At 68.6% G+C, this 26,948-nt stretch carries 24 protein-coding genes (1 of these 24 only partly in view); 9 read left to right on the forward strand and 15 right to left on the reverse strand.

Annotated elements, in window-relative coordinates; all coding sequences use genetic code 11:
* Position 1: 1 nt before the first annotated feature.
* A complete protein-coding gene (locus QP552_RS01470; protein WP_111111601.1) occupies positions 2-889 on the forward strand; it encodes a LysR family transcriptional regulator in 888 nt (295 codons plus the stop codon).
* On the opposite strand, the gene QP552_RS01475 is transcribed toward QP552_RS01470, so the two are convergent.
* Positions 858-1,325, reverse strand: coding sequence for a DUF1456 family protein (locus QP552_RS01475; RefSeq protein ID WP_106550839.1), 468 nt, complete (start codon positions 1,323-1,325; stop codon positions 858-860). The genes QP552_RS01470 and QP552_RS01475 overlap by 32 nt on opposite strands.
* A gap of 145 nt (positions 1,326-1,470) precedes the next feature.
* On the opposite strand from QP552_RS01475, the gene QP552_RS01480 reads away from it, so the two are divergent.
* Entirely contained in the window at positions 1,471-2,223 is a 753-nt protein-coding gene (locus tag QP552_RS01480) for an SDR family NAD(P)-dependent oxidoreductase (protein ID WP_286074772.1), read from the forward strand.
* Between the two features lie 128 nt (positions 2,224-2,351).
* On the opposite strand, the gene QP552_RS01485 is transcribed toward QP552_RS01480, so the two are convergent.
* The 4 genes from QP552_RS01485 to QP552_RS01500 form a co-directional block, all read right to left on the reverse strand.
* Positions 2,352-3,257, reverse strand: coding sequence for an SPOR domain-containing protein (locus QP552_RS01485; RefSeq protein WP_286074774.1), 906 nt, complete (start codon positions 3,255-3,257; stop codon positions 2,352-2,354).
* Between the two features lie 21 nt (positions 3,258-3,278).
* Complete coding sequence (argS, locus tag QP552_RS01490) at positions 3,279-4,967, reverse strand: arginine--tRNA ligase (protein ID WP_010486900.1); 1,689 nt, start codon at positions 4,965-4,967, stop codon at positions 3,279-3,281.
* Positions 4,968-5,080: 113 nt separating this feature from the next.
* Positions 5,081-5,785, reverse strand: a complete 705-nt coding sequence (gene radC / locus QP552_RS01495) for a DNA repair protein RadC (protein ID WP_111205135.1) — start codon at positions 5,783-5,785, stop codon at positions 5,081-5,083.
* A gap of 70 nt (positions 5,786-5,855) precedes the next feature.
* Positions 5,856-6,482 carry a response regulator transcription factor gene (locus QP552_RS01500; protein WP_106550842.1) on the reverse strand — a complete coding sequence of 209 codons (627 nt, stop codon included), beginning with the start codon at positions 6,480-6,482 and terminating at the stop codon, positions 5,856-5,858.
* 228 nt (positions 6,483-6,710) lie between these two features.
* Here QP552_RS01500 and coaBC point away from each other — a divergent pair, with 228 nt between their 5' ends.
* The 3 genes from coaBC to QP552_RS01515 are packed head-to-tail and all read left to right on the forward strand — an operon-like array spanning position 6,711 to position 10,804.
* Entirely contained in the window at positions 6,711-7,973 is a 1,263-nt protein-coding gene (gene coaBC / locus QP552_RS01505) for a bifunctional phosphopantothenoylcysteine decarboxylase/phosphopantothenate--cysteine ligase CoaBC (protein ID WP_106550843.1), read from the forward strand.
* The gene (gene dut, locus QP552_RS01510) at positions 7,970-8,443 is read left to right on the forward strand and encodes a dUTP diphosphatase (RefSeq protein WP_005411999.1); all 474 of its coding nucleotides are present in this window, start codon (positions 7,970-7,972) and stop codon (positions 8,441-8,443) included. Before coaBC ends, dut begins: the two co-directional genes overlap by 4 nt.
* A gap of 12 nt (positions 8,444-8,455) precedes the next feature.
* The gene (locus tag QP552_RS01515) at positions 8,456-10,804 is read left to right on the forward strand and encodes a phosphomannomutase/phosphoglucomutase (RefSeq protein ID WP_286074775.1); all 2,349 of its coding nucleotides are present in this window, start codon (positions 8,456-8,458) and stop codon (positions 10,802-10,804) included.
* Positions 10,805-11,177: 373 nt separating this feature from the next.
* Here the strand turns inward: QP552_RS01515 and QP552_RS01520 are convergent, their stop codons facing one another.
* The 8 genes from QP552_RS01520 to pyrE form a co-directional block, all read right to left on the reverse strand.
* Entirely contained in the window at positions 11,178-11,891 is a 714-nt protein-coding gene (locus QP552_RS01520) for a response regulator transcription factor (protein WP_004153862.1), read from the reverse strand.
* Positions 11,872-14,532: a sensor histidine kinase KdpD gene (locus QP552_RS01525; protein WP_111111605.1), complete on the reverse strand. Its 2,661-nt coding sequence runs from the start codon at positions 14,530-14,532 to the stop codon at positions 11,872-11,874. The genes QP552_RS01520 and QP552_RS01525 overlap by 20 nt, the downstream gene beginning before the upstream one ends.
* Positions 14,533-14,583: 51 nt before the next feature.
* Positions 14,584-15,234, reverse strand: a complete 651-nt coding sequence (kdpC, locus tag QP552_RS01530) for a potassium-transporting ATPase subunit KdpC (RefSeq protein WP_286074777.1) — start codon at positions 15,232-15,234, stop codon at positions 14,584-14,586.
* Complete coding sequence (gene kdpB, locus QP552_RS01535; RefSeq protein WP_286074778.1) at positions 15,231-17,288, reverse strand: potassium-transporting ATPase subunit KdpB; 2,058 nt, start codon at positions 17,286-17,288, stop codon at positions 15,231-15,233. Before kdpB ends, kdpC begins: the two co-directional genes overlap by 4 nt.
* A 10-nt stretch (positions 17,289-17,298) precedes the next feature.
* Positions 17,299-19,008 carry a potassium-transporting ATPase subunit KdpA gene (gene kdpA / locus QP552_RS01540; RefSeq protein ID WP_286074780.1) on the reverse strand — a complete coding sequence of 570 codons (1,710 nt, stop codon included), beginning with the start codon at positions 19,006-19,008 and terminating at the stop codon, positions 17,299-17,301.
* Positions 19,009-19,020: 12 nt separating this feature from the next.
* Positions 19,021-19,113, reverse strand: a complete 93-nt coding sequence (locus QP552_RS01545) for a potassium-transporting ATPase subunit F (protein WP_005407770.1) — start codon at positions 19,111-19,113, stop codon at positions 19,021-19,023.
* Between the two features lie 174 nt (positions 19,114-19,287).
* Complete coding sequence (locus QP552_RS01550; protein WP_106550848.1) at positions 19,288-19,953, reverse strand: hypothetical protein; 666 nt, start codon at positions 19,951-19,953, stop codon at positions 19,288-19,290.
* Between the two features lie 18 nt (positions 19,954-19,971).
* Positions 19,972-20,631 carry an orotate phosphoribosyltransferase gene (gene pyrE, locus QP552_RS01555; RefSeq protein WP_005407772.1) on the reverse strand — a complete coding sequence of 220 codons (660 nt, stop codon included), beginning with the start codon at positions 20,629-20,631 and terminating at the stop codon, positions 19,972-19,974.
* A gap of 162 nt (positions 20,632-20,793) precedes the next feature.
* Between pyrE and QP552_RS01560 the strand changes: the two genes are divergently transcribed.
* The 3 genes from QP552_RS01560 to QP552_RS01570 all read left to right on the forward strand — a co-directional run bounded on the left by QP552_RS01560 (position 20,794) and on the right by QP552_RS01570 (position 23,204).
* Positions 20,794-21,594 carry an exodeoxyribonuclease III gene (locus QP552_RS01560; RefSeq protein WP_005412008.1) on the forward strand — a complete coding sequence of 267 codons (801 nt, stop codon included), beginning with the start codon at positions 20,794-20,796 and terminating at the stop codon, positions 21,592-21,594.
* Positions 21,591-22,895, forward strand: coding sequence for an MFS transporter (locus QP552_RS01565; protein ID WP_286074781.1), 1,305 nt, complete (start codon positions 21,591-21,593; stop codon positions 22,893-22,895). The genes QP552_RS01560 and QP552_RS01565 overlap by 4 nt, the downstream gene beginning before the upstream one ends.
* A 78-nt stretch (positions 22,896-22,973) precedes the next feature.
* On the forward strand, positions 22,974-23,204 hold the full coding sequence (locus QP552_RS01570; RefSeq protein WP_111203736.1) for a hypothetical protein: 231 nt from the start codon (positions 22,974-22,976) through the stop codon (positions 23,202-23,204).
* 130 nt (positions 23,205-23,334) lie between these two features.
* Here QP552_RS01570 and QP552_RS01575 read toward each other — a convergent pair whose 3' ends face one another.
* Together QP552_RS01575 and QP552_RS01580 are read right to left on the reverse strand one after the other, a co-directional pair.
* Positions 23,335-24,462 carry an anhydro-N-acetylmuramic acid kinase gene (locus tag QP552_RS01575; protein WP_286074782.1) on the reverse strand — a complete coding sequence of 376 codons (1,128 nt, stop codon included), beginning with the start codon at positions 24,460-24,462 and terminating at the stop codon, positions 23,335-23,337.
* Between the two features lie 65 nt (positions 24,463-24,527).
* On the reverse strand, positions 24,528-26,000 hold the full coding sequence (locus QP552_RS01580) for a peptidoglycan DD-metalloendopeptidase family protein (protein WP_049431060.1): 1,473 nt from the start codon (positions 25,998-26,000) through the stop codon (positions 24,528-24,530).
* A gap of 167 nt (positions 26,001-26,167) precedes the next feature.
* On the opposite strand from QP552_RS01580, the gene tyrS reads away from it, so the two are divergent.
* On the forward strand, positions 26,168-26,948 hold the 5' portion of the coding sequence (gene tyrS, locus QP552_RS01585; RefSeq protein WP_286074783.1) for a tyrosine--tRNA ligase. 431 nt of this gene lie beyond the right edge of the window; the window shows 781 of its 1,212 coding nt (coding positions 1-781); its start codon is at positions 26,168-26,170; its stop codon lies beyond the right edge, outside the window.

Genomic DNA, 26,948 nt, shown 5'->3' on the forward strand with positions numbered 1-26,948 from the left:
GGTGAACCTCAAGCAGCTCGAGTTTGCCGTTGCCCTTGCCGAAGAGGGCAATTTCACCCGTGCCGCAGAACGTTGCCACGTGGTGCAGTCCGCACTCAGCCATCAGATCGCCGGACTGGAGCAGGAACTGGGCACTCCGCTGTTTGAACGCCTGCCGCGCCAGGTGCGGGCGACCGCCGCCGGTGAGGCCATGCTGGTGCATGCGCGGCAGGTCCTGGCCAGCCTGCGCCACCTCCGTGCCGACGTGGCGGCGGTGAGCGGCGAGGTGCGCGGGCTGCTGGCGATCGGGCAGATTTCCTCGCTGACCGGCATTGACGTGGTGGCAATGCTGGCCGCCTTCCAGCAGGTGCACCCGCAGGTGGAATTCCAGCTGCGGGTGGACAAGAGCGAGGACCTGATCGCACAGGTGCAGTCGCGCGCACTGGACGTGGCGCTGGTGGGGTTGGCGCCCTCTGCGGCGCTGGACGGTGTCTGCCACAGGATGCTGCAGGAAGAAGACCTGGTGGCGGTGCTGGCCCCCTCGCATCGGCTGGCCCGGCGCAAACGGCTGCCTTTGACCGCGCTGCAGGATGAAGCGCTGGTCGACTTCCCGCGCGGTACCGGTGCGCGCCGGCAGACCGACGATGCGTTCGCTGCCGCCGGCCTGCCGCACACGGTGCGCTTCGAGGTCAACCTGATGGAACTGGTCGAGCGCTTCGTCCGCCATGGGCTGGCGGTCGGCATCGTGCCGGCGTTGATCGCCGAAGGCTTTGAAGGCGTGGTGCGGATTCCGCTGCAGCCGACCCCGACCCGTCGCGTGCATCTGGCCTGGCAACGGCTGCCGACGCCCGCGGCACGGGCGTTCGTGGATGCCGTGCTCAGCCGCGCAGGCGCAGGCTCAGGCCCTTGAGGAAGTTGCGCAGCATCTGGTCCAGGCAGCGCCGGTAGTTGGCATGGCCGGGCTGGCGGAACAGGGCGCCGACTTCCGACTTGGAGACGTTGAAGCCAGCGCTGGCGAAGATCTCCATCAGGTCCACGTCGCGCAACTGGAATGCCACCCGCAGCTTCTTCAGCACCAGGTTGTTGTCGATGCGGGTTTCCACCGCGCGCTGCGGCTGGCTCTCGTCACGGCCACGCAGGTGCACGATCAGGCCATCCAGGAAGTGCGCCAGTGCACTGTCGCTCATCGCCTCGAAACCGGCTTCATCTTCGCGGCGAAGCCAGGCCTTCACCTGTTCGGCATCCACGGCGAAGGCCGGGTCGGCCATCTGGCACAGGCTCACCACGTGGTGGTCGCCCAGGTCCAGGGAGTAGCGCACGCTGCGCAGGACATCGTTGTTGATCATGGCCCATTGTACCGGCCACCCTGCAGCTGGGGTCGGATCCCTGTGCGGAGCAGAGGGATCTGACCCCGGATCTGGCCGATCCGGCAACACAGCGGCCAACCGACGATGCCAGAATGGGGGTCTGGTTTCCCCCTGGAGTTGCCTGATGACCCGCACTGTCCTGATTACCGGCGCCACGTCCGGCTTCGGCGCCGCCGCCGTCCACCGCTTCGCCCAGGCGGGCTGGAAGGTGATCGCCACCGGCCGCCGCGGCGAGCGCCTGCAGCCGCTGGTCGACCGCTACGGCAAGGACGTGGTGCACGCCGCCGCCTTCGACATCCGCGATCCGATCGCGATGGAAGCCGCGCTGCTGGCACTGCCGCCGGCCTTCGGCGAGATCGATCTGCTGGTCAACAACGCGGGCCTGGCGCAGGGCACCGCGCCGGCACAGAGCGCCAGGTTGTCGGACTGGACCACGATGATCGACACCAACATCACCGCGCTGGTGACCCTGACCCACCGCCTGCTGCCGCAGCTGGTGGAGCGCAAGGGCGCGATCATCAACATTTCGTCGGTGGCGGGCGTCTACCCGTACCCGGGCGGCAACGCCTACGGTGGCACCAAGGCCTTCGTCAGCCAGTTTTCGCTGGGCCTGCGTTCGGACCTGCACGGTACCGGCGTGCGCGTGACCACGATCGAGCCGGGCATGGCCGAAACCGAGTTCACCGTGGTGCGTACCCATGGCGACCAGGCTGCGTCGGACAAGCTCTATACCGGTGCCAACCCGATGACCGCAGAGGACATCGCCGAGCAGATCTTCTGGGTGGCCACGCTGCCGCCGCACCTGAACATCAATCGCCTGGAACTGATGCCGGTCAGCCAGTCGTTTGCCGGCTTCCAGGTCGCCCGCGAAGTCTGACCTGCGCCGTGCGTCCTGTAGAGCCGAGCCCATGCTCGGCTTCGTCTGGATTCAGCCGAGCATGGCTCGGCTCTACAGAAACAAAAAAGCCGGGCAATGCCCGGCTTTTTCCATCTGGATCCGACAGGTCACTGTGCCTTGATCGCCATCGCCTGCAGGCCGGTGCCATCCAGCTTCTGCTTGGCTTCGGACAGTTCGCCAGCGCTGCCATACGGCCCCATGCGAACGCGATACACGGTCTTGCCGTTGATCTGCGCCGACTCCACGCGTGCTGCAAGTCCCATCATCGCCAGCTTGGCCTTGGTCGCTTCGGCATCGCCGGAGGCACCGAACGCGCCTGCCTGCAGGATATAGCGTGCGTTGTCGGCGGCCGCCGGTGCGGCAGCGGCCGGGGTAGCCGCCGTTGCCGGTGCAGTTTCCGTGCGCGCTGCCGGAGTGGCGGCGGCGGTGCTGGTCGAGGCCGGGGCGGTGCTGGCCGGCGGCGTTGCCGCGGCCGGACGTTCACTCAGCGGTGCCGGCAGCGGACGGCTGGTGGCGGTCACCTGCGCGGTGCTGGACACGCTGGCGGTGGCCGCCGGTGCCGGTGCGGTGGTGGTCGCCGGCGGAACCGGCTTGCCTTCCAGCGCAGCCTGCGCGCGTGATGCTTCGGCCTTGGCCCGGCGCTGCTCTTCGGCACGTGCGCTGGCGGCCAGTTCGGCGTCGGACATCTCGACTTCCTTGCCCGGCAGCAGGGTGTAGAAGTCGTACTGGGTGGCGGCCGGCTTTTCCGGTTCGGCCGGCTTCGCCGTGGCCGGCTGCGCGGCCGGCTGGGCGCCGACATCGCTGTCGGCATCCGCGACCGGGGCCGGCTGCGCATTCGGGTTCGGCTGCGGACCGGCGCGCAGGAAGCCATCGCCTTCGCCCTTGAACAGGTTCGGCGCCGCCAGGAACACCACGGCAGCGATCGCTACACCGGCCACCAGCCACACCCATCCGGGTGTGCCCTGGCTGCCGCTGTTGCGTCGTGCCTGGCTTTTGCCGCGTCGTGCTGCCATGTGTACTGCGTCTCCTGATGCTTACATTTTTTCCGGGGCGCTGACGCCCAGGAGTTCGAGGCCGTTGGCCAGCACCTGGCGTGCGGCGCAAGCCAGCGTCAGCTTGGCATTGCGGTCGGCGGCGTCATCCACCAGCACCGGCGTCCCGTGATACCACGTGTGGAACGCGTGCGCCAATTCACGCAGGTACTGCGCCACCAGATGCGGTTCCAGCGCCACGCCGGCCGCTTCCACCACTTCCGGATACCGCGAGATCTCGTTCATCAGCAGCAGCGAGGCGTCGTCGGCCAGGCGGCCGAGGTTGGCCAGGCCGTTGCCCTGTTCGTACACCAGGCCCTTCTCCTGTGCCTGGCGCAGCAGGCTGCAGACGCGGGCATGCGCGTACTGCACGTAGAACACCGGGTTGTCGTTGCTCTGCTGGCGGGCCAGGTCGATGTCGAAGGTCAGCTGCGAATCGGGCTTGCGCGCGATCAGGAACCAGCGGGTCGCATCGCGGCCGGCTTCCTCGATCAGGTCGCGCAGGGTGAAGTAGCTGCCGGCACGCTTGGACAGCTTCACTTCCTCGCCGCCGCGCATGACCGTGACCATCTGGTGCAGCACGTATTCCGGCCAGCCCTGGGGGATGCCCACTTCCATCGCCTGCAGGCCGGCGCGCACGCGGGCCAGCGAGCCGTGGTGGTCCGCGCCCAGCTCGGTGATCGCGCGCTCGTAGCCACGCTGCCACTTGGACAGGTGGTAGGCCACGTCCGGCACGAAGTAGGTGAAGGTGCCGTCGGACTTGCGCATCACGCGGTCCTTGTCGTCACCGAAGTCGGTGCTGCGCAGCCACAGCGCGCCACCTTCCTCGTAGGTGTGGCCCGAGGCCTGCAGCTTGGCGACCGCTTCAGCAACCTTCCCGTCGGCGTACAGCGAGCTTTCCAGGAAGTAGATGTCGAAGTCGACGCCGAACGCGGCCAGGTCCAGGTTCTGCTCGTTGCGCAGGTAGGCCACGGCGAAGCGGCGGATCGCCTGCATGTCGTCCGGGTCCTTGGCGCCAACCACGGTGCTGCCTTCCAGGTCGACGCTGGCGCCGGCCATGTAGGCACGGGCGACATCGGCGATGTATTCACCGCGGTAGCCGCCTTCCGGCCAGCCGTCCTGGTCCGGCGCGATGCCCTTGATCCGCGCCTGGGTGGACAGTGCCAGGTTCTCGATCTGAACGCCGGCGTCGTTGTAGTAGAACTCGCGCTTGGCGTTCCAGCCGTTGGCATCGAGCACGCGCGCCACGCAGTCGCCGATCGCCGCCGCGCGGCCATGGCCGACATGCAGCGGACCGGTCGGGTTGGCCGACACGTACTCCACGCCCACCGTGCGGCCATTGCCGGACAGGTTGCGGCCGTAGTCGTGGGCTTCCTTGATGACCGAGGCGGCTTCGCGCTGGTACGCGGCCGGGGCCAGGTGGAAGTTGATGAAGCCGGGGCCGGCGATCTCGACCTTGCTCACGTCCTCGCTGCGCGGCAGCGCCTCGACCAGCGCCTGTGCCAGTGCGCGCGGATTGCTGCGCGCGGCCTTGGCCAGCAGCATCGCGGCGTTGGTGGCGAAGTCGCCGTGGTCGCGGGTCTTCGGGCGCTCGACCACGAAGTCCGGCGGCAGGGAGTCGGCGGGCAGGGTGCCATTGGCGCGCAAGGCTTCGATGCCTTGGCTGATCAGGGCGCGGAGGAGATTTTTCACGAGGCCTGCTGTGAGAATGAGCGGCGGAATCGCCCATTTTAGCGCAGATACCCGCGCCCACGCTGACCAGAACATGCAGGTGGGGGCGGCCGATGGCCCTTGCGGGGCCGCGCTCAACCGAACAGGCGGGGCTGGAGTTGGGCCAGCAGGCCTCGTTCAGCAAACGAAACGGGACGGCCCTCGCCGACCACGAAGTGGTCCAGCAGGCGCACGTCCACCATCGCCAGCGCCTGCTGCAGTTCGTCGGTGATGCGGGTATCGGCGCTGGAGGGTTCCGGGTCGCCGGACGGGTGGTTGTGGCTGAGGATCACCGCCGCCGCGTTGTGCAGCAGGGCGCGCCGCACCACTTCGCGGGGGTAGACCGGGGCAGCGTTGATGGTGCCGTGGAACAGCTCTTCACAGGCGATCAGGCGGTGGCGGTTGTCCAGGAACAGGGCCATGAAGACCTCGCGGGCCTGGCCACGCAGCCGGTGCTGCAGGTAGCGGCCGACCGCCGCCGGGTTGTTGCCTACCGCCTCGCCGTGTTCCAGCTCGGCCGCCAGATAGCGATGGGCCAGCTCCAGCCCGGCCGCCAGCGTGCAACTGCGCGCCGGGCCGAGCCCGGGCAGGCGGGCCAGTTCGGAGGCGGGGCGGTCGAGCAGCACCCGCAGCGGGCCGTGCGCCTGCAGCAGGTCGCGCGCGGTCTGCACGGCATCGCGGCCACCGAAGCCGGAGCCGAGAAACAGCGCCAGCAGTTCGGCGTCGGAAAGTGCCGTGGGCCCGCGCGCGATCAACTTCTCGCGGGGGCGTTCCTGTTCGGGCCAGTCATGGATGGGCATGGCCCCATCATCGCCAGACTTTGCGGTGGCTCCCATCAGGGCACGCCGCGGACTGGGGTCGGAGGTTGCCTCAGCCGCGCCGGGTCTGCAGGTAGTCGAACAGCTCCTGGTTGGTCTGCAGGCCCAGCTTGCGCTTGGCTTCGGCTTTCTGCCGGCTGATCGTCTTCGGGCTGCGCCCACACCGTGCGGCCACGGCGTTCACGCTGAGGCCGGCCGCCAGCAGGTCCAGCACTTCCTGCTCGCGCGCCGACAGCGGCGTCGGTTCGCGCGGGAACAGCAGATCGCGGGCCTGCAGATGGTGGCGCAGCTGCTGGGAGACGAACACCTGGCCGACAAGCGCTGCGTTCAGTGCCTGCGGCAGTTCGGAGAAATCGGCGCATTTGTCGACCAGGCCGCTGACGCCCTCGCGCAGCAGGCCATCGAGCAGCCCGGGATGGCGCGCGCCGGTCAGCACGACCACCGGAAGCCCGGGGTAGCGGGTGTGCAGCGCATCGATCAGTTCCGGGCCATCCGGGCCGGTGCCCGGCATCGACAGGTCGGTCAGCACGGCATCGCATGGGTGATGGTCGACCAGCTGCAGCAGCTCGGCGCCGTCACGGGCGCTGCCGACGATGTCCATCAGGTGGGTCTGCAGCACGATGCGGATGCCGTGCAGGACCACGGGATGGTCGTCGGCGATGATGATGCGTGGGTGCACGTAGCTCCTCGGAGATCGAACAGGCCACCCTGTGCGGCAGCCAAGGCCTGATTCTGCAAAAGCACCGGCCCGCAGAGGTATAAGAAAGGTCCGAAATCGATGCCGGCTGGATTCCCTGGCAACCTGGGCGTAATCCATCTGCTGATAGCCGCCCGCTATGTGCACCGTGCACCGGGACATTACCGACCATCGGGTAAGCTAGCGCCCTCGTTTGCACAGGAATTCCAGGTGGCTGACTCCCCCAACGCTTCCCCCGCGCCGGCCCGCGCGCTGGAAGGTCAGAAACTGCTGTTGTGCGTCGGAGGCGGGATCGCGGCCTACAAGGCCCTGGAGCTGGTGCGGCGCCTGCGCGACGCCGGTGCCCAGGTGCAGGTGGCGATGACCGCCGGAGCACAGCAGTTCGTCACTCCGCTCAGTTTCCAGGCCCTGTCCGGGCAGCCGACCCGCACCACGCTGTGGGACAGTGCCGCCGAACAGGCCATGGGCCACATCGAGCTGGCCCGCTGGGCCGACCGCATCGTGGTCGCCCCGGGTACCGCCGATCTGCTGGCCCGGCTGGCCCAGGGCCACGCCGATGACCTGGTCAGCACCCTGTGCCTGGCCAGTACCGCGCCGCTGACGATCTGCCCGGCGATGAACCACCGCATGTGGCTGCATCCAGCCACCCAGGCCAACATCGCCCTGCTGCGCCAGCGCGGTGCGCAGGTGATCGGCCCGGTCGATGGTCCGCTGGCCGAGGGCGAATCCGGTCCTGGCCGCCTGGCCGAGCCGGGCGACATCGTCGCCGCGCTGGCCGCCAATGGCAGTGCCGCAGCGGTGGTTGCCGCACCGGAAACCCGCGCGCTGCAGGGCCTGCGCCTGCTGATCAGCGCCGGCCCGACCTATGAAGACATCGATCCGGTGCGTTACGTCGGCAATCGCAGCAGCGGCAAGATGGGCTTCGCGCTGGCCGCTGCGGCCGCGTCGATGGGTGCGCAGGTCGTGCTGGTCAGCGGCCCGGTGCAGCTGCCGACGCCGCCCGGTGTGCAGCGCGTGGACGTGCGCTCGGCCGCGCAGATGCGCGATGCCGTGCTGAAGTCGCTGCCGGCCGACATCTATATCGGTGCCGCCGCGGTGTCCGACTACACCCCGCGCCAGGTGGCCGCGCAGAAGCTGAAGAAGACCGCCGACAGCCAGTCGCTGGTGATCGAGCTGGTGCGCACGCCGGACATCCTCGCCGAGGTCGCTGCACAGACGCAGTCGTTGAAGCTGGTGGTCGGCTTCGCCGCCGAGACCCACGACGTGGAGAAATATGCGCGTGGCAAGCTGGTCGACAAGCGCCTGGACCTGGTGATCGCCAACCAGGTCGGCATCAGCGGCGGTGGTTTCGAGAGCGACAACAATGCCGCCACTGCCTACTGGCAGGACGGTGAACAGGTATTCCCGGCCACCTCCAAGCGCGAGCTGGCCGAACAACTGCTGGCGCTGATCGCGCGGAGACTCCAGGCATGACCCAGGCTTTCACTTCCCAACCGCTGCAGGTCAAGCTGCTCGATCCGCGCTTCGGCGACAGCTGGCCGCTGCCCGCCTACGCCACCGAAGCCAGCGCCGGCATGGACCTGCGCGCCGCGCTGGATACCGCGCTGACCCTGCAGCCGGGCGACACCGCGCTGGTGCCCAGCGGCCTGGCCATCCATATCGCTGATCCGCACCTGTGCGCGGTGATCCTGCCGCGTTCCGGTCTGGGTCACCGCCACGGCATCGTGCTCGGCAACGGCACCGGCCTGATCGACGCCGATTACCAGGGCCCGTTGCTGATCAGCGTCTGGAACCGTGGCCGCGAGGCCTTCACCATCGAGCCGGGCGATCGCATCGCGCAGCTGGTGGTCGTGCCGATTGCCCGCGTCAGCCTGCAGGTGGTGGATACTTTCACCGACAGCGTGCGGGGAACGGGTGGATTCGGCCATACCGGGGTGCGTTGACGGGGGACATTGATGAGCGGCATCGGGGAAGGGCAGCGGGAACGGTCGTTGGGACGCAGTGCGCCACTACTGGGGGTGCTGCTGGTCCTGCTTGCCGGCTGGTTCGGATGGAGCGCGGTGCAGCAATGGCGGCAGGAGGCCAATGGCCAGGCGCTGGAAGAAGCGCGTGACCAGGCCGTGCAGGGGCTGCAGGAGGCGGCTGCCGGCCAGCTGAAGCAGCTGCAGCAGCAGTTGAAGAACGAACGCGTGCAGCAGGCACTGCAGGCCGGCGACGCCGCCGCGGCAGCGCTGGCCGTACGCGAGAGCTGGACCGGGGTGGAGCAGGTTGAAGTGCTGGGCGCCGATCTGGCCGCAGCCTATGCCGATCCGGCCACCTTCGGCTATGCACGCCTGGCCCTGCTGGAAGAAGCGCTGGCCGAGAGCAAGCCGGGCCTGCGCGTGGTGCGCGATGCGGGTGGCAATCGTCTTGGTCTGGCGGCACCGGTGCAGCTGGGCAGCCTCGGCCCGGCGGTGCTCTACGTGCGCCAGCCATTGCTGCGGCTGACCTCGCCGCTGGACCAGGTGAGCGCACCGTCCACCGGGTTCCTCGGCCTGCGCCAAGGCGCGCATGACCTCGTTGCCCAGGGCGACGCCGGCCTGGCCGAGAGCGCCGAAGCGCTGGCGCGCCCGGTTCCGGGCACGCCGTTGCGGCTGGTGGCTGCCGTACCCAATGTCGAAGCCGGTCCTCTGGGCCTGGGGTCGCTGGCCAGTGCCATCGTCGCGCTGCTGCTGGCCTTTGTCGCCGTGTTGCTGGTGGTCGGTCGCGGCCGCTTGCCGAAGACCCTGCCGCTGCCGCGTCGCGCCGCTGCGGCCGAAGCCGATCACGGTCCTACCCTGAGCGAGAGCCTGCAGATGGCGCCGCCGCCGGTGGCCGCAGCGGTCAGCAGCGAGGAAAGCGCGCCGCCGCCGCCACCGCCGGTCCCGGCCGGGGAACTGGCCGCCGGCATCTTCCGCGCCTACGACATCCGTGGCGTGGTCGGCAGCGAACTGACGCCGAAGACCGCCGCGCTGATCGGCCAGGCCATCGGTACCGCGGCGCTGGAACAGGGCCTGCGCGAGGTGGTGATCGGCCGTGATGGCCGCCTGTCCGGCCCGGAACTGGCTGGGGGATTGGCCGAGGGCCTGCGTCGCACCGGTTGCGCGGTGATCGACATCGGCCTGGCACCGACCCCGGTCGTCTATTACGCCGCCTTCCATCTGCGTACCGGCACCTGCGTGGCGGTCACCGGCAGCCACAACCCGCCCGAGTACAACGGGTTCAAGGTGGTCATCGGCGGCGAGACGCTGTCCGGCGATGCCATCACCGATCTCTACCAGCGCATCGTCGAGGGTCGCCTGGTGCAGGCGGCCGAGCCGGGCGATTACCAGCAGCGCGATGTGGGTGCCGACTACATCCAGCGCATCGCTGATGACGTGCAGCTGGACCGCCCGTTGAAGGTCGTGGCCGATGCCGGCAACGGCGTCGCCGGTGCGCTCGCACCTCAGCTGCTGGAAGCCATCGGCGCCGAAGTCATTCCGCTGTACTGCGATGTCGACGGTACCTTCCCCAACCATCACCCCGACCCCAGCGAACCGGCCAACCTGGAAGACCTGGTGCAGACGGTCAAGCGCTTCGGCGCCGACCTCGGCGTGGCCTTCGATGGCGACGGCGACCGCCTGGGCGTGGTCACCGGAGAAGGCAGGATCATCTATGCAGACCGCCTGCTGATGCTGTTTGCCGCCGATGTGCTGATGCGCAATCCCGGCGCAATGGTGATCTACGACGTGAAGTGCACCGGCAAGCTGTCCGACCACGTGCTGCGCAATGGTGGCAGTCCGCTGATGTGGAAGACCGGGCACTCGCTGATGAAGGCGAAGATGCGCGAGACCGATGCCGAGCTGGCCGGCGAGATGAGCGGCCACTTCTTCTTCAAGGAACGCTGGTTCGGTTTCGACGACGGCCTGTATGCTGCCGCGCGACTGCTGGAGATCCTGGCCCAGCGCGAGGAAACCCCGGACGAGGTACTGGCCGAGCTGCCGGAGATGGTGGCGACGCCGGAACTGAAGGTGCCGGTGGCCGAAGGTACGCCGCACGCGCTGGTGGCGATGCTGGTGGCGGCGGCACAGTCGCCGGACAACCCGTACGTGGGTGGCCGCCTGTCGACCATCGACGGCCTGCGCGTGGACTTCCCCGATGGCTGGGGCCTGGTGCGCGCGTCCAACACCACGCCGGTGCTGGTGCTGCGTTTCGAGGGCAACGACGAGGCGGCGCTGGAGCGCATCCAGGCGCTGTTCCGCAGCCAGCTGCAGCCGGTGCTGGGCGACACCCCGCTGGGGTTCTGAGCTGGGGCCGGGCTGCGCCCGGCACCCGCCGAATCAACATCAACATCAAAAGCGGGCATTCCGTGGGATGGCGGGGCGATGTCGGAGTGCGGGGACGCCGTAAACCCGTCCCTGGGGGCTTGGCAGCCGCATCCATGCGGCTGACACCCCGCACTCCGACACCGCCCCACCTCTGACAGATTCCGGCGGCTGTTGGTAGGTGTCGACCAAGGTCGACACGGTAGATCCACGCCATGCGTGGATGCTCTTCGATGGATGTTCATCCACGCATGGTGGGTGCCGACCGTTGGTCGGCACGGGGTCGGATCCTGTTGCCGCGCAACGGGCTCTGACCCGACGCTCTGGATCGACGGCATCCACGCATGGCGTGGATCTACCCCTTGAACCGCAACCCCACGCCCGGCTCGGTAAACAGGTAGCGCGAATCCAGCGCCGAATCGCCCAGCTTGTGCCGCAGCTTGCCGACCAGGATGCGCAGGTAATGGGTATCGTGCTGGTGGGTCGGGCCCCAGATTTCCTGCAGGATCTGCGGCTGGGTCACCACGCGCCCCGCGTTGCGCAGCAGCAGCGACAGCAGCGCGTATTCCTTGCGGGTCAGCGCCACCGGCTCGCCATCGAGGGCGACTTCGCGGCGCACCAGGTCCACGTGCAGATGGCCGTCGTCGAACACCGGCGGTGTGCCATCGCTGGGCACGCTGCGCGTACGCAGCAGCGCGCGCACCCGTGCCATCAGTTCCTGCGTGCCGAACGGCTTGGTCACGTAGTCATTGGCGCCGGTGTCCAGCGCCCGCACCTTCTCGGCTTCGCCCGCCCGCACGGTCAGCATGATCACCGGCACCTGGCTCCATTGCCGCAGCTGCTCCAGCACCTCGTGGCCTTCCATGTCCGGCAGGCCGATGTCCAGGATCACCAGGTCCATGTCCTCGCTGGCGGCCAGCTGCAGGCCTTCCTGGCCGGTCGCCGCCTGCCGCACCTGGTAGCCCTGCGCGCGCAGGCTGATGTCCAGGAAACGGCGGATCTGGGTTTCATCGTCGATCACCAGCACGCGCGCGGCCGGCACGCTGGCATCAATCGGAGTCGGGCTCATCGTGGGAGGCTGGCTTGAGCAGGGGCAGGGTGATGCGGATCAGGGTACCGCGACCGTCGCGCCCGGGCAGCGCCTGCACGCTGCCGCCATGCGCGCCGATCATGCCCTGGCAGATGGTCAGGCCCAGGCCGGTGCCGTGGCGGCCGCGGTCACCGCGCTCGACGCTGTAGAACATGTCGAAGATGCGCGCGCGCTCGTCGTCGGGAATGCCGGGCCCGGCATCGATCACGTCGATGCGCAGCTGGCCGTCCAGCTCGCGCGCCTGCACCTGCACGGCGGCGTCGGGCGGCGAGAACTTGGCGGCGTTCTCCATCACGTTGAACACCGCCTGTTCGACCAGCGCCGGATGCACCCAGATCGGTGCCAGCGTGGGCGGGATGTCCAGCTCCAGCCGCACCTTCGGCTGGTAGCGCTGCAGGCGCCGCGCCGCCGAGCCGATCAGTTCGTCCACGCCGATCCAGTCGCGATTGATCTTCAGTCCTTCGTGGCCCAGCCGGGTCATGTCCAGCAGGTTCTGGATGTAGCGGTCCAGGCGTTCGCCTTCGACCAGGATGGTGTCCAGCAGGGCGCGTCGATCCGTCGTGTCCATCGCCGCGCCATAGCTGGCCAGGCTGTCGGCGGAGCCGATCATCGCCGCCAGCGGCGAGCGCAGGTCGTGCGACACCGAAGAGAGCAGGGCCGAGCGCAGCCGCTCGGTCTCGTTGCTGACGTGCGCCTGCTCCAGTTCGGCCACCAGCCGCGTGCGCAGCGCGGCCTGCGCGATGTCATCCACCATCGCTTCGGCCAGCTGCCGCTGCTCGGGCAGCAGGCGCGCCTGCGCGCCTGGCAGGTACAGGCCGGCCACGCCGATGGCGCGGTCTTCGCCATCCAGCAGCGGCAGGAACCACCACTGCGCACCGGCCAGGGTATCGGTGAAGCGGCCGCTGGGCTGGCCATGGCGCAGGGCCCAGTCGGCCGCGGCCAGATCGGTATCGCCCGGCTGCGAACGGCCACCGGATGCAGTGTCGGCGCCGATCCGCAGCCACGAAGGAACGTCCATCGCCTGTTCCAGCGCCAAGCGCCCGGCCTGCGCCACTTCACCATTGCCGGCCGCGCTGGCCAGCTGCCGTCCCAGCTGCTGGCGCGCACGCGCATGGCGGTTGGCCGCACGCAGCGCGATCACCTGCATGCGCAGGCGCGAGGCCAGGCGCCCGGCCACCAGCGCGGCGGCCAGGAACAGGAACACGGTGATCACGCCCTGGCGCGCGCCGATGGCGAAGGTGAAGCGCGGGGCGATGAACAGGAAGTTGTAGGCCAGGAAGCACAGGATCGCCGCCATCACCGCCACGCTGGCGCGGGTGCGCGCCGCCACCAGCACCACCGCCACGATGAACACCATCGACAGGTCGGCCATGCCCACCCAGCGTTCGGCCAGCCATGCCACCGCACAAGCCAGCGCGGTGGCGATCAGCGCCTGCGCCGGTTCGTAGCTGATGCCGCGTACCGGCGGCAGCAGGCCCTCGCGGCGCGAGCGCGCGCGTGCCTGCGGGGTGCTGATGATGGTGATCTCGTAATGCGCGCCGCGCTGGATCAGCTGCTGGGTCAACGTTCGGTTGAACATCCGCGCCAGCGGACGTTCGCGGGTCCGCCCCAACACCAGGGTCGACACGCCGTTGTGCGCGGCGTGGTCGAGCAGGGCGTCGGCGATGCTCGAGCCGTGCAACAGCTCAGCGTCGCCGCCCAGCCGCCGTGCCAGGGCGAACGCAGCATCGATCTCGCGCCGGGTCGCCTCGTCCTGGCGGCGGCCCTGCACGGTCACCACGGTCCACGGTGCGTCCCGGCGTTCGGCGATGCGTCGCGCCACGCGCACCAGGTATTCACTCTGGCCGCCGCCGTCGATCGCCACCAGCACGCCGCGGCGCAGTGGCAGGTTGCTCTCGCCACGGGCAGCGCGTGCCTCGCGCAGGCTGCTGTCGACGCGGTCGGCGGCCTCCTGCATGGCCAGTTCGCGCAGCGCGGTCAGGTTCGCCGGCGAGAAGAACGCCTGCAGCGCCTGTGCGGCCTGTTCCGGCACATAGACCTTGCCCTGCTGCAGGCGCGCGATCAGCTCGCGCGGGGGCAGGTCAACCAGCACGATGTCGTGCAGGCGGTCGAGCACGACATCGGGCACGGTCTCGCTGACCCGCACGCCGGTGATGCGCATCACCACATCATTGAGGCTTTCCAGATGCTGGATGTTGACCGTGGTCCAGACGTCGATGCCGGCGTCCAGCAGCTCCATCACATCCTGCCAGCGCCGCTCGTGGCGGCTGCCCGGTGCATTGCGATGGGCCAGTTCGTCCACCAGCACCAACGCTGGATGCCGTGCGAGCACGGCATCCAGGTCCATCTCCTGCAGGGCATGGCCGTGGTAGGCCACGTCCTTCAGCGGCAACTGCGGCAGCCCCTCCAGCAGCGCCTGGGTATCGGCGCGGCCATGGGTTTCCACCAGCCCGACCACCAGGTCGACGCCGCGGCGCAGCTGTTCCTGCGCGCGGGTCAGCATGGCGTAGGTCTTGCCCACGCCCGGCGCCGCGCCGAGGAACACGGTCAGCTTGCCGCCAGCTTCGCGTTGCAGGCCTTCGACCAGGGCATCGGCCTGGCGGGTACGCGCATCAGTCATGGGAGCCGCTGTCATGGCTGCCATTGTGCGCGCAGCCGGTGCAGGCCGGCATCACGGTGCCTTGGCTGCATGGTCCAGCGCGAAGTTCAAGGCCACCACGTTCACCCGCGGCTGCCCGAACAGGCCCCACTGGCGGCCTTCGGTATGCGCCTGCACCAGCGCCTGCACGCGTTCCACTGGCAGGCCTCGCGCACGCGCCACGCGCGCCACCTGCAGCTGTGCGGCGGCCGGCGACAACTGCGGATCGAGACCGCCGCCGGACTGGGTGACCAGGTCCGCGGGCACCTGCGCCGGGGCGACGCCTTCGCGTGCGGCCACCGCAGCAGTGCTGGCGGCAACGCGCTCGGCCAATGCCGGGTTGCTGCGCGCCATGTTGGAACCGGCCGCCGCCATCGGGTCGTAGTTGGCGGCCGACGGCCGTGCCTGGAAATAGCCATCGCCGGTGAACGGCTGCGACAGCCATGCCGAGCCGCGCACCTGGCCGTTGCCATCGCGCAGCAGGCTGCCCTCGGCCTGGGTCGGGTAGGCCAGGCCGGCGAAACCGGTGGCGATGCCGGCGTAGACCGCACCGGCCAGCAGCAGGGTGGCCAGGCCCAGGCCGATCGCCGGACGCCAGCGGGCGTCATCCTGCAGGCTGGCCACGCGTGCCTCGGCCTTTGGTTCACGGGACAGGGAAGACGAAGTGGAAGCAGAACGGTTCATGCGCCGAATACCAGGACAAGAAGGAGGTCGATCAGCTTGATCGCCGCGAACGGCAGCAGCACACCGCCGAGGCCGTACACCAGCATGTTCCGGCGCAGCAGCGCCGTGGCGGTGGCCGGGCGGAAGCGCACGCCACGCAGGGCGAGCGGGATCAGTGCGGGAATCACCAGGGCGTTGAAGATCAGCGCCGCCAGCACCGCGTTGCGCGGGCTCGACAGCTGCATCACGTTCAGTGCGGCCATGGTCGGAACCGCAGCGGCAAACAGCGCCGGCAGGATCGCGAAGTACTTGGAGACGTCGTTGGCCAGCGAGAAGGTGGTCAGTGCGCCGCGGGTGATCAGCTGCTGCTTGCCCACTTCCACCACCGCCAGCAGCTTGGCCGGGTCCGAATCGAGGTCGACCATGTTGCCGGCCTCCTTCGCCGCCTGCGTGCCGGAGTTCATTGCCAGGCCGATGTCGGCCTGGGCCAGCGCCGGCGCGTCGTTGGTGCCGTCGCCCACCATCGCCACCAGGCGGCCACCGGCCTGCTCCTGGCGGATGCGCGCCAACTTGTCTTCCGGTCGCGCCTCGGCGATGTAGTCGTCGACGCCGGCCTCGGCAGCGATGGCGGCGGCGGTCAGCGGGTTGTCACCGGTGATCATCACCGTGCGGATGCCCATCGCCCGCAGCTGCGCGAACTTCTCGCGCATGCCGTGCTTGACCACGTCCGACAGCTCGATCACGCCCAGCACGTGTCGCCCCTCGGCCACCACCAGCGGGGTGGCGCCGTTGCGTGCCACCTGCTCGACGCGACCTGCAAGTTCCGCAGGCACGTTGCCGCCCAGCGCCTCCACGTGGGCACGGATCGCATCGGCGGCGCCCTTGCGGATCTGCCGCCCATGTTCCAGGTCGACGCCGGACATGCGGGTCTGGGCAGTGAAGGCCAGGTAGTCGGCATGGTCCGGTTCGGCGGTGGCGCACCCCTGTTCGCGCGCCAGGCGCACGATCGATTTGCCTTCCGGAGTCGGGTCGGCCAGCGAGGACAACAGCGCCGCTTCACGCAGCTGGCTGGCGTCGATACCGGCCAACGGGTGGAAGTGGCTGGCCTGGCGGTCGCCGTAGGTGATGGTGCCGGTCTTGTCGAGCAGCAGCACGTCCACGTCACCCGCCACTTCCACCGCCTTGCCCGACTTGGCCAGCACGTTGGCGGCCAGCGCACGGTTCATGCCGGCGATGCCGATGGCCGGCAGCAGGCCGCCGATGGTGGTCGGGATCAGGCACACCAGCAGCGCGATCAGCAGCAGCGGGTCGACCTGCACGCCTACCGCCGCGCCAATGGCCGGCAGCGTTGCCACCACCACCAGGAAGGTCAGCGTCATCGCCGCCAGCAGCAGGGTCAGCGCGATCTCGTTCGGGGTCTTCTGCCGATTGGCACCTTCCACCAGCGCGATCATCCGGTCCAGGAAGCTGTGGCCCGGCTCGGCGGTCACCCGCACGATGATCTGGTCGGACAGCACCTTGGTGCCACCGATCACGCCGGAACGGTCGGTGCCAGCCTCGCGCAGCACCGGTGCCGATTCGCCGGTCACGGCCGCTTCGTTGATGGTCGCCAGGCCCTGCACGATCTCGCCATCGGCCGGCACCAGTTCACCGGCACTGACGATCACATGGTCGCCCGGGCGCAGCTCGGCGGCCGGCAGCTGGGTTTCCGCGGCACCTGGCTGTGGCGCGGCCAGGCGGCGCGCCACCAGATCCTGACGGGCGCGGCGCAGCGATGCGGCCTGGCCACGGCCACGTGCTTCGGCCACGGCTTCGGCGAAATTGCCGAACAGCACGGTCACCAGCAGGATCGCGGTCACCGCCAGGCCGAAGCCAAGCGGTGCATTGCCGGTCAGGGTGACGATCGCGGCAACGATCGTGCCGGCCATCACCACCGCCATCACCGGGCTGCGCACCAGATGCATCGGCGACAGCTTGCGCACCGCCTCGACCAGTGCACGGCGCAGGCCTGCTGCATCCAGCAGGGCAGGGCGCGGTGCGAGGGAACTACGGGTTGAACTTGCGTGGGTACTCATTGCGGTGTCCTCAGTGCAGTCCCAGGCTCAGGTGGTCGGCGATCGGGCCGAGTACCAGCGCCGGCATGAACTGCAGCACGGTCAGGATGACGATCACCGAGACCAGGGTCAGGGCGAAGGTCGGGGTTTCGATCTGCAGGCTGCCGGCAGACTCCGGCGCCTGGCGCTTGGCAGCCAGCTGTGCAGCCACCACCAGCGGGATGATCAGCAGCGGGAAGCGGCCCAGCAGCAGCACCAGCGAGCAGCTCAGGTTCCACCACAGCGTGGCGTCACCCAGCCCTTCGAAGCCCGAACCGTTGTTGGCATAGGCCGACACGTACTCGTAGAACACCTGGCTGATGCCATGGAAGCCAGGGTTGGACGTGCCGGCCAGACCGGGCACGGCCAGGGTGATGGCGGTGAACACCAGCAGGGTGATCGGCTGCAGCAGCACCAGCAGGGCCAACAGGCGTACCTGCGGCGTCTCCAGCTTGCGGCCGAACAGCTCCGGCGTACGCCCGGTCATCAGGCCGGCCAGGAACACGCCCAGCAGCAGGTAGACGATGAACTGCTGCAGGCCGCAGCCGATGCCGCCCCAGATCGCGCTGACCAGCATGTTGACCATCGCGATGCCGCCACTGAGCGGCGCCAGCGAATCGTGCATGCCATTGACCGAGCCGTTGGAGACCTGGGTGGTCACCGCCGCCCACAGCGCGGTGCCATCGGCGCCGAAGCGCACCTCCTTGCCTTCCATCAGCAGCGGCGTGGCGGCGCTGGCGCTATGGGCCTCGCTCCACACCATCGCGCCGGTGGACAGCAGCGACATGCCCAGCATGCAGCTGAACACCAGCGCGCCAAACCGGCGCCGGCCGGTGAACGCACCAATCATGAAGATCACCGCCATCGGCACCAGCAGGATGCCGACGATTTCCAGCGCGTTCGACAGCGGCGTCGGGTTCTCCAGCGGGAAGCTGCTGTTCGGGCCATACCAGCCGCCGCCGTTGGCGCCCAGTTGCTTGGCCGCGACCATCGCCGCGACCGGGCCCAGCGGCAGTTTCTGCTGGGCCATGCCGGCGCTGGCATCGATCGGCGTAGCCTGCGGCCCGCCGGCCATCGTCGAGGGCACGCCCTGGCTGGTCAGCACCAGCGTCCACACCAGGCACAGCGGCAGCAGGAAGCGCACGCACAGGCGCACCACGTCCACGTAGTAGTTGCCGACCGCGACCTGGCGGTCATCGCCGGTCCCGTTGGCCGCCGCAGCCTGCGGCGCACGCGAGAACAACGCGCGCAGCGTGGCCACCGCCAGCGCCAGGCCCATCATCGGCGTCACTACCTGCAGGCCGGTGATGCCGGTCATCTGCGAGAGGTAGGACAGCTGCGCCTGGCCCGAATAGTGCTGCTGGTTGGTGTTGGTCAGGAACGAGATCATGGTGTGCAGGGCGGTGTCCCAGCGCATGTTCGGGATCTGGTCCGGGTTCAACGGCAACCAGGCCTGGGTCATGAACACCGCCTGGGTCAGCACCGCCACCACCACGTTGCTCAGCACGAAGGCCAGCACATAGCCGCGCCAGGACATGGCGCGCGATGGATCGACGCCGAGCACCTTGTACAGCGGCTTCTCGATCCAGTGGAACAGCACGTCGACCTTCATCGGCGTGCCGCGCATCACCCGCGCCAGGTACAGGCCCAGCGGCCACGCCAGCAGCAGGCTGGCGGCAATAATCACAAGCATCTCAGTCATGGCAGGCTCCGCTCAGAACGACTCGGGCCGCAGCACGACATAAAGGAGATAGGCGGCGGCGACCAGCACCAGCACGCCACACAACAACGACAGCCAGGGGGACATTGCAATAGCGTCCTGGTGGAACCCCTCCACCTCAGGCCGCCATCGTCGTCCTGCCCCCCATAAACGCACTACGCGCCGGACCGGGCCGACGCGTAAAAAGTGCATAAATTCCGTGGGCCAACCCGTAACCGGGCCCGGGGTAGCGCCGGGCCATGCCCGGCGGAGGCAGCGCCGTCAGCCCGCCGGAGCGTCCGCCGGCACCAGCCCCTTCAGCTCGCGATAGCGCTGCAGGGTGCTGTCGATCTCGGCCTTCAACGCCTGCTGCTGCTGCACGAGCCCGGCCTGCAGGCGCTGCTGCGCCTGCAGCTGCGCATGCCGCTTGCGGATCGCCTCGGCCTGCTTGTCGACCACCTTGCCGCCGGCCAGCTCGCGGTCTCCCGCCGCCGACAGCAGCGCCACCAGCGACTCACGCAGGCTGGTGACGTTGTACTCGGCGGTCTTCAGGTTGTTGTCCAGCACTTCCTGGCGCTCGGCAAACACCCGGCGCAGGTCGGCCTCGCTGCCGTAGGTGGACAACATGGCCTGCTCGGTGCGCTGGCGGGTCTGCTCGGCCATCAGGTCCAGCTGTTGCTGCTGCGCAGCGGTGCTGGCAGCGGCACGCTCCTCGTCGGTCAACGCGCGCTGGACCTGCGCATTGCGCAGGCCCGTGCTCGCATTGAATTCCTCGCGCGCATGATTGACCGCGTCTGCCGGCAGCGAATCACTGCAGATCCGCTCCTTGCCCTCGTTCCAGCAGTACAGCTTCTTTTCCGCCTTGCCGCTGTCGCGCGACTGCGCCGGTACGGTGAACGGCACGGCCAGCAGCAGGCCGGCGAAGAGGACAGCAGGAACTCGGGACATGACCTTTCCCCTGGTCGGTCAGCGGATCGAACGAACGCCGTACTGGGCCCGGTAGGCTTCCAGCGGCTGCCGGTAGCCCACAAGTTCCGGGTTGCCGGAGGCGAAATCAAGCAGGTCGGCCAGCGACGCCACGGCGATCACCGGGATACCGGCCTCTTCGGCCACCGATTGTGCCGCCGAGCGGCGGTCGGTCTCCGAAGCGATCTCCTGGCGGTCCAGCGCCACCACGATGCCGGCCGGGGTGCCACCGGCGGCGCGGATGATGCCCAGCGCTTCGCGGATCGCGGTACCGGCGGTGATCACGTCGTCGACGATCAGCACGCGCTTGCCCTGCATGTCGGCGCCGATCAGCTGGCCGCCTTCGCCGTGGTCCTTGGCTTCCTTGCGGTTGAACGACAGCGGGAGGTCGCGGCCACGCTGGGCCAGCTCACAGGCCATCGCGGTGGCCAGCGGGATGCCCTTGTAGGCCGGGCCGAACACCACGTCGTACTTGATCCCGCTGGCATCGATGGCGTCGGCGTAGCAGGCGCCAAGCTGGGACAGCAGCGAGCCGGAGTCGAAGCGCCCGGCGTTGAAGAAATAGGGGCTCAGCCGGCCGGACTTGAGGGTGAACTGGCCGAAGCGCAGGGCATCGGCGGTCAGGGCCAGCTGCAGGAAACGGTGGCGGTGGTCGCTCATCAAAACTCGATTCATATTCATTTGGAGCACAAATCCTAATCCAGCTGGGCGTTTCGCGCTCGTCCGGCCCCGTGTGAAGGCGTTCGCGGGCCCACCCGGCGGACTGCGCAGCCCCGCGGTCAACCGGTATGCTTGCCCGGTTTCCCGCCGCAGGTCTTCCGCATGCGCATCATCAGTTTCAACGCCAATGGCATCCGTTCCGCCGCGACCAAGGGCTTCCTCGACTGGTTCCGTGCCCAGGATGCCGACGTCCTGTGCATCCAGGAAACCAAGGCCCAGGAAGACCAGCTGACCGACCCGATGTTCCGCCCGGACGGCCACCACTGCTTCTACCGCGACGCCATCACCAAGAAGGGCTACAGCGGCGTGGCGATCTACAGCAAGCGCGAGCCGGACCAGGTCATCACCTCGCTGGGCTGGGCCCCGTTCGACGACGAAGGCCGCTACATCGAGGCACGCTACGGCAACCTCAGCGTGGTCTCCTTCTACATCCCGTCCGGCAGCTCGGGCGACCTGCGCCAGGGCTTCAAGTTCGAAGTGATGGAATGGTTGCGCCCGATCCTTGAAGAGTGGGCGCGCAGCGGCCGCGACTACGTGCTGTGCGGCGACTGGAACATCGTGCGTTCGGCGCTGGACATCAAGAACTGGAAGTCCAACCAGAAGAATTCCGGCTGCCTGCCGGAAGAGCGCGACTGGCTCAACGCCCTCTGCGCCGACCACGGCCAGGCCACCGATGTCGCCGCCGGCCGCGGCTGGGCCGATGCCTACCGCCTGCTCAACCCCACCGGCGAGGACTACACCTGGTGGAGCAACCGCGGCGCCGCCCGTGCCAACAACGTCGGTTGGCGCATCGACTACCAGTTCATCACCCCGGGCCTGCGTGACCGCCTGCGCAGCTGCTCGATCTACCGCGACGAGCGCTTCTCCGACCACGCTCCGTTCACCGTGGACTACGACCTGTGACCGAGGCGGCCACGCCGGTCAGTTACAAGGGCTGGGCAGGCATCAAGCGCGCCTTCGGTACGCCGTCGGCGCTGACCATGGCCATGCTTGGCTTCGGCAGCGGCCTGCCGTTCCTGCTGATCGCCTCGCAGACCCTGTCCACGCGCCTGCGTGATGTCGGCCTGGACCTGGGCAGCATCGGCCTGATCAGCCTGGCCAGCTTCTTCTACCTGCTGAAGTTCCTGTGGGCGCCGCTGCTGGACCGCTATGCGTTTCCGCTGCTGGGTGGGCTCGGCCGCCGTCGTTCGTGGCTGCTGGTATCGCAGGCGCTGGTGCTGGTCGGGCTGGTCGCGCTGGCCTTCGTGCGGCCCGAACAGGGCGTCTGGCCGCTGGTGGCATGGGTGCTGGTGGCCTCGTTCGCCGGTGCCACGCAGGATTCGGCAGTTGATGCCTACCGCATCGAGATCGCCCCGCAGACCGCACAGGCCGCGCTGGCGGCGACCTATACGCTGGGCTATCGGATCGGCCTGATCCTGGCCGGCGCCGGCGCGCTGTACCTGGCCCAGTTCGAAGGCTGGATCGTTGCCTACCTGGCGATGGCCGCGCTGATGCTGCTGCCGATCGTCACCACCCTGGTGTGCGCCGAACCGGAGCGCCCGGCCACGGCCGTGCAGCGCCGTATCGATATCGCCGAAGCCTTCATCCAGCCCATCTCCAGCTTCTTCAGCCGTAACGGCGTGGCGCTGGCCCTGGTACTGCTGGCCTTTGTCGGCCTGTTCAAGTTCCCCGATCAGGTGATCGGTGTGATGGCCGGTCCGTTCTACCTCGATTCGGGGTTCGACAAGGCCGACATCGCCACCGTCTCCAAGCTGTTCGGCGTGTGGATGGGCATCGGCGGCGCGTTCCTGGGCGGCATCGCGGTGGCCGCGTTCGGCTTCCGCCGCATGCTGCTGGTGGCCGCATTGGGCGTGGCGTTGTCCAACCTGGCCTTCCTGCTGATGGCGCACAACCCGGGCAAGCTGTGGGCGTTCTATGCCGCGCTCAGCGCCGACAACCTGTTCCAGGGCTTTGCCGGCACCGTGCTGGTGGCCTTCATGTCCTCGCTGACCGACCGCAACTTCACCGCTACCCAGTACGCGCTGCTGGTGTCGCTGGCCAACCTGCCGGGCAAGTTCGTTGGTGGCGTGTCGGGCTACATCGTGGAAGCCACGTCCTACAGCACGTTCTTCATCCTCAGCTCGATCACCGTGGTGCCGACCCTGCTGCTGCTGGCGTGGCTGTGGCCGCGCATCGCGGATCGCGGGCCACCGCCGGTCGCCTGATTGCCTGCCCGCCCGGTCTGCGGGATCATCGCCCCCGACGCGCCGAGGGGGCGGTGCCTTGCGAACGGGGAAGTGAGCATGGCCGACGTTGTGCTGCGGGGCCTGGACCCGCTGCTGCTGGAACGTATCAAACGCGTCGCGGTCGCCCGCGGCTGGACCCATGAACAGACCTGCGCCGCCTTGCTGGAGCAGGGCCTGTTCAGCAGTGAGCTGGAAGTCCGCTCCGGCTTCGGCGATCCGGAAGTGGATGCCCTGTCCGATGCCATCGCCGCCCTGCAGGCCTTGCCCGCGGGGCAAGGCTTCGATTGATCTGATCGCCACTCGCCGGGCATGGCCCGGCGCTACCGGAACAATCGACGCATCTTCCGCCGGGCATGGCCCGGCGCTGCCACAACAACGTCGCTTCGGTAGATCCACGCCATGCGTGGATGGCACTGCCTCACGCCAGATGGATCGCACCCAGGATCCGCGGCCCCTGGGCCCCGGTCACGCTCGGCAGGTTGCCGGCCAGCCCGTCCATCGTCCGCTGCGCCAGCCATGCAAAGCCCATGGCCTCCACGTACTCCGGGTCCAGCCCGTGCACGGCGCTGGATTCCACCTGCACGTCCGGCAGCCGCGCCGCCAGCCGCTTCATCAGCTGCCGGTTGCGCACACCGCCGCCACAGACCAGCAGGCGGCGGGTCTGCGGCTGCTGCGCCAGCAGCGCATCGGCCACCGTTGCCACGGTCAGCTCCAGCAGGGTCGCCTGCACGTCGGCCGCAGCGTACTGGCCTTCAGCCATGTGCGCCTCGGCCCAGGCCAGGTGGAACTGCTCACGGCCGGTGCTCTTCGGCGGCGGCAGGTCGAACCACGGCTCCGAGCGCCAGCCGGCCAGCAGGCTCTCGTCCACCGCGCCACTGGCGGCATATGCGCCGTCGGCATCGAAGGTTCGGCCGGTGTGGCGCTGGCACCAGGCATCCATCAGCGCATTGGCCGGGCCGGTATCGAAGCCACGCACCGCACCTTCGCGCGGAATCAGGGTCAGGTTGGCGATGCCGCCCAGGTTGAGTACCGCGCGGTCTTCGTCGGCCGTGCCCAGCATGGCCAGGTGGAAGGCCGGCATCAGTGGCGCACCATGGCCCCCGGCCGCCACGTCGCGGCGGCGGAAGTCGGACACCGTGGTGATCCCGGTCAACTCGGCGATGCGGTTGCCGTCGCCCAGCTGCACGGTGAAGGCGGGGTCGGCCAGTGGGCGGTGACGCACGGTCTGCCCGTGCGAGCCGATCGCGCGCACCTGGCTGCGGTCGACGCCAGCCTCGGCCAGCAGCTGATTGGCGGCCCCGGCGAAGTTGATCGCGATCCGGGCGTCCAGCTCGCCCAGCTCCTCCAGCGAGTCCAGCGGGCCACCTTCGCCCAGCGCCACCAGCCGCGCACGCAGCACTGGCTCCCAGCGGGCGGTCAGGCCGTGCACGAAGCGGCAGCCTCCGCTGGCGGGGAACTGCACCAGCGCAGCATCGATGCCGTCGGCGCTGGTGCCCGACATCAGGCCAAGGTACAGGGGGGCGTCAGCGTCGGCAGTCGTGTTCATGGCAGGCATAAAAAAAGGACGCGGCAAGCTTGTGCTGCCGCGTCCTTCTTCGTCAACGCAGGGGCTCAGCCGCGCTTGCGGCCGGTGCTGCTCTTGTCCTTGGCGCTGGCCACCTCGGGGGCAGCCTCGTCGCGGCTGGTCGGCGCGGGGCTGGCATCGGCGTAGATCAGCTTTTCCATGCCCTGGATGCGGGCCATCGCCGGCGCGGTCTGCGCGCGGAAGGCGACCAGCTCGGCGCCCTTCAACGGCTCCGGCGGCGGCATGGTCACGGTCAGCGGGTTGCGGTGCTCGCCGTTGACGCGGAATTCGTAGTGCAGGTGCGGGCCGGTCGCCAGGCCGGTCGAGCCGACATAGCCGATCACCGTGCCTTGGGCCACGCGCTGGCCGGTCTTGATGTTCGCAAAGCGCGACATGTGCCCGTACAGGGTGGTGTGGCCGCGGCCGTGATCCAGGATCACCACGTTGCCGTAACCACGCTGCACGCCGGCGAACTGCACGCGGGCGTCGCCGGCGGCCATGATCGGGGTGCCGGTGCGCGCGGCGTAGTCCACGCCCTTGTGCATGCGCATCTTGCCCAGCACCGGGTGCTTGCGCGCACCGAAGGTCGAGCTCAGCCGCGCGAACGGGATCGGCATGCGGATGAAGCTCTTCTTCAGCGAACGGCCGTTGATGTCGTAGTACTCGGACTTGCCGTTGCGGTCGAAGCGGAAGCCGGAATAGGTCTTGCCACCGGTGGTGAAGGTCGCCGCCAGGATCTTGCTGGTGTCCACCTTCTCGCCTTCGCGCCAGGTTTCGTCCATCACCACGCTGAAGCGGTCGCCCGGCTGCAGGTCCTTGGAGAAGTCGATGTCGTACTTGAAGATGTCGTCGGTCATCGTCGCGATCGCCGACGGCGACAGCCCGGCGCGGCGCGCGGCAGCGTACAGTGAACTGGTGATCTCGCCACTGGTGACCACCGTGCGCGTGGAGGTCTCGCGCTTGGTCACCTTCTCCTTGATGTCATCACCGGCCAGGCTCAGCTCCACCCGGTTGTCGGCATCGCGGTCGAAGCGGATGCTGCGCAGGTCACCGGACAGCGGCATGTCGAAGGCGATCTCGGCACCCGGGCGCAGCTTGGTCAGCGCCTCGCGGGCGCCGGGATGGTCCAGCACCCGGTGCAGGGTGGTGGCCGGGATGCCGGCCTTGTCGAACAGATCGCTCAGGGTCTGGCCGCGTTCCACGCGCAGCACCTGCCAGCTGTCACCGGGTACCTGCTGCTGGCGGGCCATGGTCAGCGGCGGCAACGGCAGCGCCAGGCTGGTATGGCTGTCGGCAAAGGGGGCGTCGATGGTGTGCGAGAAGCCCGGGACGATCGTTGCCACCAGGGCGCCGATGGTCGCGAACAGGCTGGCATGCATCCAATGGCGCCGGGTCCAGCGCTCGTTGAAGGCGGCGGGAAGATGTTGCCTGAGCTTCCGATGCAGGGCGTTGTCGTGCAGGACGTGGAGGCGTTCCTGGAAGCGCTGCTTGCGTGCGCGCCCTTGTTCGGAATTGTGCATCGGCGGTTTTTTCCTGGCGGCCCGGGAGCGCGGGCCTGATCGCCGGTTACCATAGACACCTGAGAAAACCGCGTCAAACCCTTGTGCCCATTGGCTTTTGTGAAGCCAATCGGGTTAACTTTGCTTTAACACCCCACACAAGAATCGGCGTTGCCGGGAGTAGTCACGTGTCCTCGATTGAAGAAGCCCTTGCCCTGATCGGCCGCGGTGCCGACGAGATCCTCAAGCTCGAGGATCTGCGTGCGCGCCTGCAGGAAGGCCGCCCGCTGCGGATCAAGGCCGGCTTCGACCCCACCGCGCCCGACCTGCACCTGGGCCATACGGTGCTGCTGAACAAGATGCGCCAGTTCCAGGACCTCGGCCACCAGGTCATTTTCCTGATCGGCGACTTCACCGGCATGATCGGCGACCCGTCCGGCAAGAGCCTTACCCGCAAGCCGCTCAGCCGCGAGGACGTGCTGGCCAACGCGCGCACCTATGAGGAACAGGTGTTCAAGGTGCTGGACCGCAGCCGTACCGAAGTCCGCTTCAACTCGGAATGGTTCGGCAAGATGGGCGCGGCGGACATGATCCGCCTGGCCGGCCAGCACACCGTGGCACGCATGCTGGAGCGCGACGACTTCGCCAAGCGCTACGCCGCCCAACAGTCCATCGCCATCCATGAGTTCCTGTACCCGCTGGTGCAGGGCTACGACTCGGTGGCCCTGGAGGCCGACGTCGAGCTGGGTGGCACCGACCAGAAGTTCAACCTGCTGATGGGCCGCGGCCTGCAGGAACACCACGGCCAGAAGCCGCAGGTGGTGCTGACCATGCCGCTGCTGGAGGGCCTGGACGGCGTCAACAAGATGTCCAAGTCGCTGGGCAACTACATTGGTATCAGCGAGCCGGCCATCGACATCGTCACCAAGACCATGAAGGTGGACGACACCCTGATGTGGCGCTGGATCG

The organism is Stenotrophomonas sp. 59 (genome assembly GCF_030291095.1).
Taxonomy (GTDB): Bacteria; Pseudomonadota; Gammaproteobacteria; order Xanthomonadales; family Xanthomonadaceae; genus Stenotrophomonas; species Stenotrophomonas maltophilia_Q.

Coding starts and splice junctions, on each gene's coding strand:
- dut (WP_005411999.1), top strand. CDS start 7,970: ATGACCCAGGCTTTCACTTCCCAACCGCTGCAGGTCAAGCTGCTCGAT.
- QP552_RS01570 (WP_111203736.1), top strand. CDS start 22,974: ATGGCCGACGTTGTGCTGCGGGGCCTGGACCCGCTGCTGCTGGAACGT.
- QP552_RS01560 (WP_005412008.1), top strand. CDS start 20,794: ATGCGCATCATCAGTTTCAACGCCAATGGCATCCGTTCCGCCGCGACC.
- QP552_RS01575 (WP_286074782.1), bottom strand. CDS start 24,462: ATGAACACGACTGCCGACGCTGACGCCCCCCTGTACCTTGGCCTGATG.
- QP552_RS01475 (WP_106550839.1), bottom strand. CDS start 1,325: ATGATCAACAACGATGTCCTGCGCAGCGTGCGCTACTCCCTGGACCTG.
- QP552_RS01520 (WP_004153862.1), bottom strand. CDS start 11,891: ATGAGCCCGACTCCGATTGATGCCAGCGTGCCGGCCGCGCGCGTGCTG.
- kdpB (WP_286074778.1), bottom strand. CDS start 17,288: ATGAGTACCCACGCAAGTTCAACCCGTAGTTCCCTCGCACCGCGCCCT.
- QP552_RS01480 (WP_286074772.1), top strand. CDS start 1,471: ATGACCCGCACTGTCCTGATTACCGGCGCCACGTCCGGCTTCGGCGCC.
- radC (WP_111205135.1), bottom strand. CDS start 5,785: ATGCCCATCCATGACTGGCCCGAACAGGAACGCCCCCGCGAGAAGTTG.
- QP552_RS01580 (WP_049431060.1), bottom strand. CDS start 26,000: ATGCACAATTCCGAACAAGGGCGCGCACGCAAGCAGCGCTTCCAGGAA.
- QP552_RS01515 (WP_286074775.1), top strand. CDS start 8,456: ATGAGCGGCATCGGGGAAGGGCAGCGGGAACGGTCGTTGGGACGCAGT.
- QP552_RS01485 (WP_286074774.1), bottom strand. CDS start 3,257: ATGGCAGCACGACGCGGCAAAAGCCAGGCACGACGCAACAGCGGCAGC.
- QP552_RS01550 (WP_106550848.1), bottom strand. CDS start 19,953: ATGTCCCGAGTTCCTGCTGTCCTCTTCGCCGGCCTGCTGCTGGCCGTG.
- QP552_RS01525 (WP_111111605.1), bottom strand. CDS start 14,532: ATGACTGATGCGCGTACCCGCCAGGCCGATGCCCTGGTCGAAGGCCTG.
- kdpC (WP_286074777.1), bottom strand. CDS start 15,234: ATGAACCGTTCTGCTTCCACTTCGTCTTCCCTGTCCCGTGAACCAAAG.
- QP552_RS01545 (WP_005407770.1), bottom strand. CDS start 19,113: ATGTCCCCCTGGCTGTCGTTGTTGTGTGGCGTGCTGGTGCTGGTCGCC.
- pyrE (WP_005407772.1), bottom strand. CDS start 20,631: ATGAGCGACCACCGCCACCGTTTCCTGCAGCTGGCCCTGACCGCCGAT.
- kdpA (WP_286074780.1), bottom strand. CDS start 19,008: ATGACTGAGATGCTTGTGATTATTGCCGCCAGCCTGCTGCTGGCGTGG.